This window comes from Xanthovirga aplysinae, from assembly GCF_009711365.1.
GTDB lineage: Bacteria > Bacteroidota > Bacteroidia > Cytophagales > Cyclobacteriaceae > Xanthovirga > Xanthovirga aplysinae.
In genome coordinates this window covers 1-10,074 of the sequence record NZ_SMMB01001168.1, presented here as the reverse complement: position 1 = coordinate 10,074, position 10,074 = coordinate 1, and the positions used below count along the sequence as shown (strand labels likewise).

The window sequence follows — 10,074 nt, the reverse complement described above, 5'->3', positions numbered from 1 at the left end:
ACCGTATCCCATACGCCAATAAAATGGGGCTTACAGCTTTGACAAAAAGTCTCCTTAAAGCCATCTTTCACAGAAAAATTTTTATTATTATACATTTTTGAAACATAGGGAATAAGTTGCTCGCTTCCCTTTTGCAATAAGCCAAAATGATAAATCATCCCTGCAAGGGCACGAACAGCGAATGCTCCTCTACTGAATCCAAAAAAATAAATCTGGTCTCCAGGGAGAAAACAATTCATGAGATACCTATAACCTTCTTCTAAATTCTGCTGAAGACCTACACCAAAAGCTTTCCCCAATAATATTCCCATTTTCCTTCCATATTTCCTGCCCAAAAGATCAATGGTTCCTATACCGGGTTGATAGTATCCTGTTTGAAATTCATCCTGGACGATGGATTCGAATGCTTTTACCACATTTGTATTGTTCTGGCCGTATTCGTTTCCCGTGCCATCGTAGCAAATTACAATATTCTTGCTTCTCATAACCAGCACCCTCCATGATTTTTACCTCTTTCTTTAGGATTTTATGCGGAAATAAGGGATTATTTTGAATTAAAGTTCATTTCTATAAATGAAAACCATGGAATTTGTCTATTTCCAATACATTTACATAGTGGTCCCTATGGTATTTATTTATCATTTATTAATTTGAAATCAGGGGATTTTCATTTTGTAGTCTTACCTTCATACAAATCTGTAAAAACCTGATCTATAGGCTCCCAAAGTTCTATTTTATTATTTTCAGGATCTAATATATGAACAAATTTACCATATTCGTAAGTCTCAATTTCATCTAGAATAGTAATTCCGTTTTTCCTTAACTCCTCCACCAATTCCTCTATATTTTCAACTCGGTAATTAATCATAAAGTCCTTTTTGGCAGGCTCAAAATATGTTGTTTTATTGGAGAAAGGGCTCCATTGCAAATAGCCTTTCTGAGCAGGATTATCCGTTTCCCGAAACTCAAATAAAGATCCATATTCATTTGTCACTAGGCCTAAATTTTCCCCATACCATTCTTTCATTTTTTTTGGATCCTGACATTTAAAAAAAATACCTCCTACCCCAGTTACTTTCTTTTTGTTCTTTTTCATAATGCTATAATTTTAAATTAAATTTGAAGATTATTTTGAATTGGAATTGTACTTCTTGTTTGGTGCTTTTATTCGGATATTTATGAAATCATAAACTTGGACTCTTTTGCTTTATAAGCTAAGGAAAATTTTAAAATGAAGATAGAAAGCAGGAAAAAATTAATAGTGATAATATTGACATTAATAGTCGCTTCCAATCTTTGCAATCTTTTTTATTTGAAATAATATTTAGGATTTTTTTGGTCAATAAACGAATAATTACTTTAAGAAAAATCCAATAAAGACTCATTATTTAGAAAATAATTTAAGCCAATATTTCCTAAAAGTGAGCTTTATTTGGCCTGAAACCATAATTTCTAACCCCACCATCCAATAAAACAACAGTTTTTCCGTTTTCCCCTTTGTTTGGGGGGAAGGACTATGCGGTACAGATTTTTATCAATTTTATTACTTTCATTTTTTTCTTTAAATTTTCAAGGGTTTGCTCAATCTACTCTAGATAGTATCCCACCAAAAAGGCAACCCATCTTCTTTGGAGGCTCCTTTTCCAATGACATTCTTCAATTATACGGAAAGTCGGATGGGTATTTCACAAATGGGGTTACCGCAAGAATTACAGGCTCTTTTTTGAGAAAATTACCCAGTAAACATTTATTATTTGGATTAAAGAATTCTACTTCCCGATTATACACCTTAGAATTAGGACAGGAGATTTATACTCCTTTAAGCATTGATAGTGACGGTTTATTAGAAAATGACCGACCTTACGCTGGCTGGTTTTATGCAACTCATAGTCTGGAATCATTTGATGAGCTTAATCGTCAGAAACTAACCACCTCCTTTCAATTAGGGGTAACCGGAAAATGGGCTTTTGCAGGAACCGTTCAAACTAAATTTCATGAATTGATTAACAACTCCCTCCCTCAAGGTTGGGATAATCAAATTGGTAATAGTGTAGGTCTGAATTATTACCTGAAATACGAAAAGGGGCTACTAAATTCCAATTACATTGACTTTACTCCTAATGTTGAAGCTGGACTGGGCAGTGTTTACGTTTATGGTGCTACAGGGTTTACTCTCCGTTTGGGGTTATTGGATAATTTTTTCAGTAACGATGGCAAGTTCTACCAACGAAGAGGGAGTAATGGAAAATTCAAAATGTATTTAACCTTTAGCCCGACCGTTGGTACCATGTTTCGAAACTCACTTCTTCAGGGAATGCCTTATGGAGGCAATAGCCCGCACCTTATTCCAGGCTCCCAAATAAATACCTTCTATTTTGAAGGAGTATCCAAATTAACATTGCAATATGACAGGCTTCGAGTTTCTTTTAACCAGAATTGGAAATCTCCAGAATTTAAAGGAGCAGAATCTCAAAGATGGGGAGCTGTAGAGGTTGGGATTCGATTATTTTAATAATAGTTCTTGCAACTCTAAAGTAAAAAGAAATAGGACACAACCTATAAGCATTTCAAATCCAATAAATTATAAAAATAACCTGCTTAAGATTCAAAAAAAGGGCCCAAACCTAAGTTGATGGGCCCTTTTCCTCTATGATTTATGGATTAACATCCTTTTTTTAAAGCTCTCTAAACTCCACTTTTCCAGTTTCCACATCATACATACCACCAATAATGGCAATTTCATTATTTTGATACATTTCGCGAAGCACTTCACTTTTCTCCTTGATGGCTGCAACAGTCAATCTTACGTTCATGTCAGAAACCTTTTGAACAAAACCAGGATTATTCGAAGTCCTATCTTCGGTTTCATCTGAAATGGCTTCCACTGCAGGCTTTATATTAGCCAACATCCCAGTAATATTTCCCAGCTCCACATTATCACATGTTCCTTTTACGGCCCCACAATGGGTATGACCTAATACCAAAATAGCCTTAGCTCCAGCCACTTTACAGGCATATTCCAAACTGCCCAAAATGTCGCTGTTTACGAAATTTCCTGCTACTCTGGCATTGAAAACATCTCCAATTCCCTGGTCAAATACTATTTCAGTAGGAACTCTTGAATCAATACAACTTAAAACAGCAGCGAAAGGATATTGGCCACCAGCAGTCAGTTCCACTTGTTGGTGAAAGTCACGACCTAATCTCTTATTCTCTACAAAACGTGCATTTCCTTCTTTTAACATTTCTACTGCCCTCGAAGGAGTAATAGCCGATTGCGTTTCTTTATTTTGGGTAATGAAATTTTCTCTAACGGTTTCCATAAAAGTTTCTTTTATCCTTAATTAAATAATCTAACTTTAGCATTTCTCTTTGCCATTGGCTGTTCCAAAACAACTCTACCAAATTGCTTAACGGGATCTTGTTTTTTAGATAATTTCAAGCCTAATATTTCTATGGTAATATCCCGTGTTTTTGCATTTTCTTTAAAATCTTCAATAATTTCAAGCACATCCGGATGTATGCTTTTCGTTTTAGATGCATCGATAATAACATACGTATCATCCGGAAGTTGGTTTAAAGTACGTAAGATACTTGCCTTATTTAAAAAACTTACATCCTCAGCTAAAGTGATTTCAACAGGTTTTCCCTTTACATATAAATCAGAATCAAAATGATAAGGCGTTTTGAAATTATTCCATAAAATATGGAAAATTGCAATTACCAGACCTAGAAATATTCCTAATAAAAGATTCGTAAACACGATCCCTAGAACGGTGACCATAAAAGGAACAAATTGTGATCTTCCCAACCTATACATTTCCTTTACTAGTGCAGGTTTAGCTAACTTATACCCTACCACCAACAAAATGGCTGCAAGACTAGCCAAAGGGATTAAGTTAAGTATCTTAGGAATAGACAAAGCACAAACCAACAACAATACTCCATGAAAAAAGGCAGAAGCCTTCGTTTTTCCACCTGACTGAATATTAGCAGAACTTCGAACAATCACCTGGGTTATTGGCAATCCTCCAATAAAGCCAGAAACCATATTACCAACCCCTTGAGCAATTAATTCTCGATTGGTAGGGGTTACCCGTTTTTGAGGGTCCAGTTTATCGGTTGCCTCCACACACAACAAGGTTTCTAAACTTGCTACCACTGCAATTGTAATTGCAATTACATAAATCTGAGGATTTGCCCATTGGCTAAAATCAGGAAAAGTAAACTGTCCAAAAAATCCTCCCAATGATTCCGCAACTGGAATATTTACCACTTGATTCTCCTTCAGGGTCCACATACCAAGATTTTGAAAAAACATATTCAAACCTATCCCCAGAATTACTACTACAAGGGGACCTTGGATCAATTTAGAAGCAGCCATTCTTTTTATAAAAGGTTGCTCCCAAAGGATCAATATAGCAATGGAAATTAAGGCAATAATCAGGGCGGCAGGATTAATGAAGTTCAGCATATTGATTAGTTCACTGAATGTACTTTGACCATCGACCTGAACAAAGGAAAATCCTTCACCAGAACTTTTGTCATAACCAAAGGCATGAGGTATCTGCTTGAGAATAATAATAACTCCAATACCAGACAACATCCCTTTAATTACCGAAGAAGGAAAATAATAAGCTATTACACCAGCTTTAAGGAGCCCCATTATTAACTGCATAGCCCCGGCCAACACTACAGCAAAAAGGAAAATATCAAATGCTCCTAACTCTTGTATAGAAGATAAAACAATAACCGCCAATCCTGCTGCTGGTCCACTAACTCCAAGGGCTGACCCACTTAACAAGCCAACTATTATTCCACCTACAATTCCAGCAATTATCCCTGAAAACAGAGGGGCCCCTGAAGCTAAAGCAATACCCAAACATAGCGGCATTGCTACAAGAAAGACCACAATACTAGCTGGAAAATCATGTTTTATATTCTCAAAAAATGTTTTCTTTTGACTACCCATTCTAACTAAATTTTTGTTTTGATTTATTCTTACGGATATAGTTTAAAATCAGCATGTTTAATCATTCAAAAATTTTAAGAAACATGCTTTTCTCAATAATACTTTATTGAAACTCCCCCAATAATTTGGGGAAAAATATACTATACCTGCTGTTCCGGAGGAGGAGTTACCAAATCAAAAAATAAATTAGACCCTAAAAAGGAGTGTTCCCCATAACACCTCTTTAATGAAAGGCCAACAAAATCACAATTAAACATTAAAGTCAGGTAGATATCTTTCTCATTTTCCTTAGTATTCTTTTCTCCTTTTCCATTTTCTTTTCCACATTCTTTCCCATCCTCAACGATCATTTCCACAACTTCTACCAAAAGATCGTCGAATCCTCCCGGATAAAGAGCATCAGAAAGAAAAAAAAGAAGGAAGGGAAGAACAAAAATCCTGGACACCCACCACTTACTATGTATAATTTCATTTTTTTTCACCATCGTCAAACCTAATCTTTAGCATTTAATTGCTTTGAGGATCATATCCTTATAAAACTCCGTGACAGAATCCTCTCCTTTTACCACATCAGTCAATCTTGGCAAGTGTTGAGAAAAAAATCGTTGGTAATGTGCTCCTTCAATCATTGTTGAAACCAGCATATGAGGATATTTATAGTTTGGATTAATTTCCAAGACAATATCACTAATGCGTTCAACTAACTGTTTAATGGTGGTAAAAGCCCCTTCTTTATTTTCTTGATCAACCTCTTTGGTTAAATACACTTTAGAAGATTCAGAGATTACAATACGGTGCAGTTTCACTTCATTGATGTGGGCAAAACTACTATCCTGCTTCACCTCTTCAGTCATTAAATTAATGGCTCTTGTTAATCTATCCTCAGGAGAATGAATATTAGCCAAACTGAACACCAATCGGTATTCCATCCAACCCCAATACCAAGAGGTCAAGTATAAGAGTAGTTTATGTTTGCTTTCAAAGTATCTGTAGACTGAAGCTTCAGGTGATTTTATTTGTAAACCCAGTTTACGAAAGGTAAAAGATTCAAAACCTAATTCATCAATCATATCGATACTACCCACAATAATCTTTCGACCTAATTCGCTTGATTCAGGGTCTTTCAAAAAAACCTTACTGTTTACCCGGATACTAACTTTAGATAGAAGGTTTTCCATTTTAAACTTAAATTTAACAAATATAATAGTAACACTATCTACAATACAAGTATCTCTTGCATTAATATCTATTTTATATCTATAAATCTGATAATCAATGTTTTACACTTCATTCCACCGTTAAACTTAATCTTCTGGTATTCAACCAAATTAAGTTCAATAATGGGCTCTCCTTACCTTTAAGGGCAATTATCGTAAAAGACAAATGCCAATAATATTAAATTTAATAAAGAAAATTATTTCCAATTGGTTTTCAACTTATTTAGAAATAGAAGATAGACAATAACTCTAAATTTCTGGAGGAAAAGTATTATTTTACGTCCAAACTCTCCTTTTCTCGACATAAAATAATGAAGACGATTGTATCCTAATTCAACTGAAGAATAGGTTCGTGATACTTTTGTGATGCTTTTTGTCTTTATTTGAAAAAAATAATTTCATGAAAAGAGTACTAATAATTGAGGATGATAAAAACTTGGCAGACCTGGTCGCAATCCACCTAAAGGATCTGGACTGCGCCATTGAAACCGTTCATGACGGAATATCTGGTTTTAATGCGGCCATGGAACAAGCCTATGACCTAATCATTTTGGATATCATGCTTCCAAAATTGGACGGAATTGCCGTAAGCCAAAAGTTACGAGCATTAGAAAACTACACCTCTATTCTCATGCTTACAGCTAAAAATGAGGAATTTGATAAAGTTCTGGGCCTTGAATCTGGTGCTGATGATTACATGACCAAACCCTTTAGCATACGTGAATTTATTGCAAGGGTAAAAGCAATTTTCCGGAGACAGGAACAAAATCAACGATCAAAATCTCCCACTCCAAAAAAAGTTCTGATTTTTGAAAATCTTAGCATCGACCTGGAAAAAAGAAAAGTGGAACTCAATAATAAACGGATCGATCTTACACCTAAAGAATTTGATCTATTAGGGTTATTGGCAAGTCATCCGGGAAGAAGTTTCAACAGGGAGGAAATTCTGCGGATCATTTGGGGCTACGAATTTAATGGCTATGAACACACCGTAAATTCTCATATTAACCGCCTTAGATCTAAAATTGAAAAAGACCTAAATAATAATAAATTCATCTTAACGAGCTGGGGATTAGGCTATCGGTTTAATGATGAAATTTAAAAATCTAAAGAAACTCATGCCATGAAAAACAGCTTATTTATACGACTTTCCTTCATTTTCGTAATTATCCTATTGCTAATTGGGCTAGCCTATGCTTTGATCACTACCATAACAGCAAAAAAATATTTTGAAGAAACCACGCAAAGACTTCATGCAGGAGTGGCGGAACATATGTTACTGGAGGTGGAACCATTTGTTGATGGAAAAGTAAATGAAGAAGCCCTTGGCAAAATAATGCATTCCATGATGGCTGTTAATCCCTCTCTCGAGGTTTATCTACTTGACCCTCATGGTAAAATCCTTTCCTATGTGGTCCTAGATAAAAAAGTAAAACTAAACAGCGTTTCTCTAGAGCCCGTCTTGTCCTTTATCGAGAATAAGGGAAATAAGTTAATTCTTGGAGATGATCCCCGACATCCGAAAGGTTCTACCATTTTTTCAGCTACGGCCGTATATGACCAGTCCAAATTAATGGGCTATGTATATATGGTACTTGTAAGTGAAAAATTTGAATCCATTACCTCTACGTTAATTGGAAGTTATGCGTTGACCCTGGGAGCCCAACTGCTGTTCATCTCTCTAATAGCCGCGTTTATTATTGGTTTAAGCCTTATTTGGTTATTAACAAAAAATCTTAGAGGAATTGTACATATCTTTCGAAGATTTGAAGAAGGAGATATGAAGGCACGAATTCCTGAAGCATATGCTAAGGGAGAATTGTCCGTCCTATCTCGAACCTTTAATAGGATGGCTGATAAAATTCTTCAAAATATTGAAGAGCTAAAAAATGTGGACCAATTAAGGAGAGAGCTTATTGCTAATGTCTCCCACGATTTACGTAACCCACTTGCTGTGATCCATGGATATATTGAAACCATAATTATAAAAGATGAAACCCTTTCTGCAGAAGACAGAAAAAAATACCTCCAAATCATCCTTAAAGGAAGTGAACGATTAAAAAAATTAGTGGCCGATTTATTTGAGCTTTCAAAATTAGAGACCAAACAAATAGTTCTCAATAAAGAACCATTTTTAATCAACGAATTATTACTAGATTCCTCAAGAGGTTTTGAACTTCTAGCTGAACAAAAAGGAATTACCTTAAAAAAGGACATTTCCTCCACTATCCCACCAGTAAAGGCTGATATCGCCCTTATTGAACGAGTAATCCAAAACCTACTGGAAAATGCGATAAAATATACTCCAGAAGAGGGCCATATTTCTCTACGTGTAATTAAAAAGAAGGAAGAAGTTGAGGTGAGTATAGAGAATTCAGGAGAGGGAATTCCGAAACAAGATATTCCATATATATTTGACAGGTATTATAAGACTAATCAGGAAAAGGACCAAACAGAAGGGACAGGGTTAGGTCTGGCTATATCAAAAAAGATATTAGAAATTCACAAAGCATCTATTTCGGTCGCTTCTAGTACAAAAGGGCCTACTGTATTTTGCTTTTCCCTGCCCTGTTATAATTAAAAATTTGATATTTTCTTGTTTGGTTCAGGTATCTCCCCTGGACCAATTCACTTTTCTTCACCCCTACTTTTTTAATACCGTCTTTTCAATACCAATGTACAAGAAGGTTTTTTGATGAAAAAAAATCCTTTTCAAAAATTAAACCTTCTCTTTGGAAACAATAAAATTTTTACCCCCTAATTTATATACCAATAATAGTATTTAGTTAAATCTTCTTATCCCTAAATTTTAATTCTTTTTCTTTAAACCATCATGTATTTCCTCTAAAATTTTCATCACGCTTTAAATGTATTACAAACTTTATAATTCTGTTATAAATCTGTGATATCTGAAAAATACCTTTGAATTATTAATCAAATCAAAGGGAAAAATTATGAAAACAAGACTATTTATTTCGACGCTATCCTTAGTTCTTTTTATTTCAATAACCGCTTGCGATAAAGAAGAAGATGAGATGCCAATGATGGATACACTTAGTTTAAACCTGATGAACCTTCCGACCCTAAGCAGCAACGAGCAGTACGAAGGTTGGGTTATTGTTAAAGGATCACCTATTAGCACTGGAACTTTTACAGTAGGTGAAAACGGTGCCTTATCAACCTCAGCATTTATGGTAGACCCTGATCAACTTATGCAAGCTACAGATTTTGTGTTAACCATAGAACCCATCCCAGACAATGACCCAGCTCCCAGTTCAATTAAAATTTTAGGAGGATCATTCTCAGGAAATGATGCCAATGTAAACATTGCACATGCTGCTGCTCTTGGAGCTGATTTTAGCAAAACAACTGGAAAATATATTTTGGCAACCCCAACCACCACAACTACAGAAGACGAACTAAGTGGGGTTTGGTTTCTTGACTTATCAGGAGGGGCCCCCACCAAAGGTTTAGAGCTTCCGTCCCTACCATCGAACTGGTTATATGAAGGCTGGGCTGTAATAGATGGCACTCCTGTAAGTACAGGAACTTTTTCTGCTGCCGACATGATAGATAATGGAGCTCCCTACAGTGGAAGTGATGCTTCAGGACCAGCATTTCCAGGTGAAGATTTTGTTACCGCAGCCCCTTCTGACCTAAGTTTTCCTACTGACTTAAGCGGAGCCACCATAGTTATTTCCATTGAACCTAGTCCGGATAATAGTACTCAACCATTTGCCTTTAAACCATTGATTGGGACAGTACCAACAGATGCAACAGATCATACAACTTATGACCTAGTATATGAGGAAAACACCTTTCCTTATGGAAGTGTTTCCCGATAATTTTGTGACCCCTTATAATCTAAAAAGAGAAATGCTTAAT

10 protein-coding genes are annotated in these 10,074 nt (G+C 35.6%); 4 read left to right on the top strand and 6 right to left on the bottom strand.

Features of this window, described 5'->3' with window-relative positions:
* A partial coding sequence (locus tag E1171_RS15320) for a phospholipase effector Tle1 domain-containing protein (protein WP_187696480.1) occupies positions 1 to 485 on the bottom strand: 485 nt, incomplete at its 3' end.
* Positions 486 to 667: 182 nt separating this feature from the next.
* A complete protein-coding gene (locus tag E1171_RS15315; RefSeq protein WP_155206921.1) occupies positions 668 to 1,096 on the bottom strand; it encodes a VOC family protein in 429 nt (142 codons plus the stop codon).
* A 420-nt stretch (positions 1,097 to 1,516) separates the two neighbouring features.
* Here E1171_RS15315 and E1171_RS15310 point away from each other — a divergent pair, with 420 nt between their 5' ends.
* Positions 1,517 to 2,512, top strand: coding sequence for a lipid A deacylase LpxR family protein (locus E1171_RS15310; RefSeq protein WP_155206920.1), 996 nt, complete (start codon positions 1,517 to 1,519; stop codon positions 2,510 to 2,512).
* Positions 2,513 to 2,675: 163 nt separating this feature from the next.
* On the opposite strand, the gene E1171_RS15305 is transcribed toward E1171_RS15310, so the two are convergent.
* The 4 genes from E1171_RS15305 to E1171_RS15290 form a co-directional block, all read right to left on the bottom strand.
* Positions 2,676 to 3,323: a carbonic anhydrase family protein gene (locus tag E1171_RS15305; RefSeq protein WP_155206919.1), complete on the bottom strand. Its 648-nt coding sequence runs from the start codon at positions 3,321 to 3,323 to the stop codon at positions 2,676 to 2,678.
* Between the two features lie 17 nt (positions 3,324 to 3,340).
* The gene (locus E1171_RS15300; protein ID WP_155206918.1) at positions 3,341 to 4,972 is read right to left on the bottom strand and encodes a SulP family inorganic anion transporter; all 1,632 of its coding nucleotides are present in this window, start codon (positions 4,970 to 4,972) and stop codon (positions 3,341 to 3,343) included.
* A gap of 140 nt (positions 4,973 to 5,112) precedes the next feature.
* The gene (locus E1171_RS15295; RefSeq protein WP_155206917.1) at positions 5,113 to 5,457 is read right to left on the bottom strand and encodes a hypothetical protein; all 345 of its coding nucleotides are present in this window, start codon (positions 5,455 to 5,457) and stop codon (positions 5,113 to 5,115) included.
* Between the two features lie 15 nt (positions 5,458 to 5,472).
* The gene (locus tag E1171_RS15290; RefSeq protein WP_155206916.1) at positions 5,473 to 6,150 is read right to left on the bottom strand and encodes a TetR/AcrR family transcriptional regulator; all 678 of its coding nucleotides are present in this window, start codon (positions 6,148 to 6,150) and stop codon (positions 5,473 to 5,475) included.
* Between the two features lie 439 nt (positions 6,151 to 6,589).
* Here E1171_RS15290 and E1171_RS15285 point away from each other — a divergent pair, with 439 nt between their 5' ends.
* The 3 genes from E1171_RS15285 (at position 6,590) to E1171_RS15275 (ending at position 10,034) form a co-directional block, all read left to right on the top strand.
* A complete protein-coding gene (locus tag E1171_RS15285; protein ID WP_155206915.1) occupies positions 6,590 to 7,291 on the top strand; it encodes a response regulator transcription factor in 702 nt (233 codons plus the stop codon).
* A gap of 21 nt (positions 7,292 to 7,312) precedes the next feature.
* Positions 7,313 to 8,770, top strand: coding sequence for a sensor histidine kinase (locus tag E1171_RS15280; RefSeq protein ID WP_155206914.1), 1,458 nt, complete (start codon positions 7,313 to 7,315; stop codon positions 8,768 to 8,770).
* 373 nt (positions 8,771 to 9,143) lie between these two features.
* Complete coding sequence (locus E1171_RS15275; RefSeq protein ID WP_155206913.1) at positions 9,144 to 10,034, top strand: anti-sigma factor; 891 nt, start codon at positions 9,144 to 9,146, stop codon at positions 10,032 to 10,034.
* The last annotated feature ends 40 nt before the right edge of the window (positions 10,035 to 10,074 follow it).

Bases quoted from the DNA above. Each gene is read 5' to 3' on its own strand.
- E1171_RS15300 (WP_155206918.1), bottom strand. From the start codon at position 4,972: ATGGGTAGTCAAAAGAAAACATTTTTTGAGAATATAAAACATGATTTT.
- E1171_RS15315 (WP_155206921.1), bottom strand. From the start codon at position 1,096: ATGAAAAAGAACAAAAAGAAAGTAACTGGGGTAGGAGGTATTTTTTTT.
- E1171_RS15280 (WP_155206914.1), top strand. From the start codon at position 7,313: ATGAAAAACAGCTTATTTATACGACTTTCCTTCATTTTCGTAATTATC.
- E1171_RS15305 (WP_155206919.1), bottom strand. From the start codon at position 3,323: ATGGAAACCGTTAGAGAAAATTTCATTACCCAAAATAAAGAAACGCAA.
- E1171_RS15290 (WP_155206916.1), bottom strand. From the start codon at position 6,150: ATGGAAAACCTTCTATCTAAAGTTAGTATCCGGGTAAACAGTAAGGTT.
- E1171_RS15275 (WP_155206913.1), top strand. From the start codon at position 9,144: ATGAAAACAAGACTATTTATTTCGACGCTATCCTTAGTTCTTTTTATT.
- E1171_RS15310 (WP_155206920.1), top strand. From the start codon at position 1,517: ATGCGGTACAGATTTTTATCAATTTTATTACTTTCATTTTTTTCTTTA.
- E1171_RS15295 (WP_155206917.1), bottom strand. From the start codon at position 5,457: ATGGTGAAAAAAAATGAAATTATACATAGTAAGTGGTGGGTGTCCAGG.
- E1171_RS15285 (WP_155206915.1), top strand. From the start codon at position 6,590: ATGAAAAGAGTACTAATAATTGAGGATGATAAAAACTTGGCAGACCTG.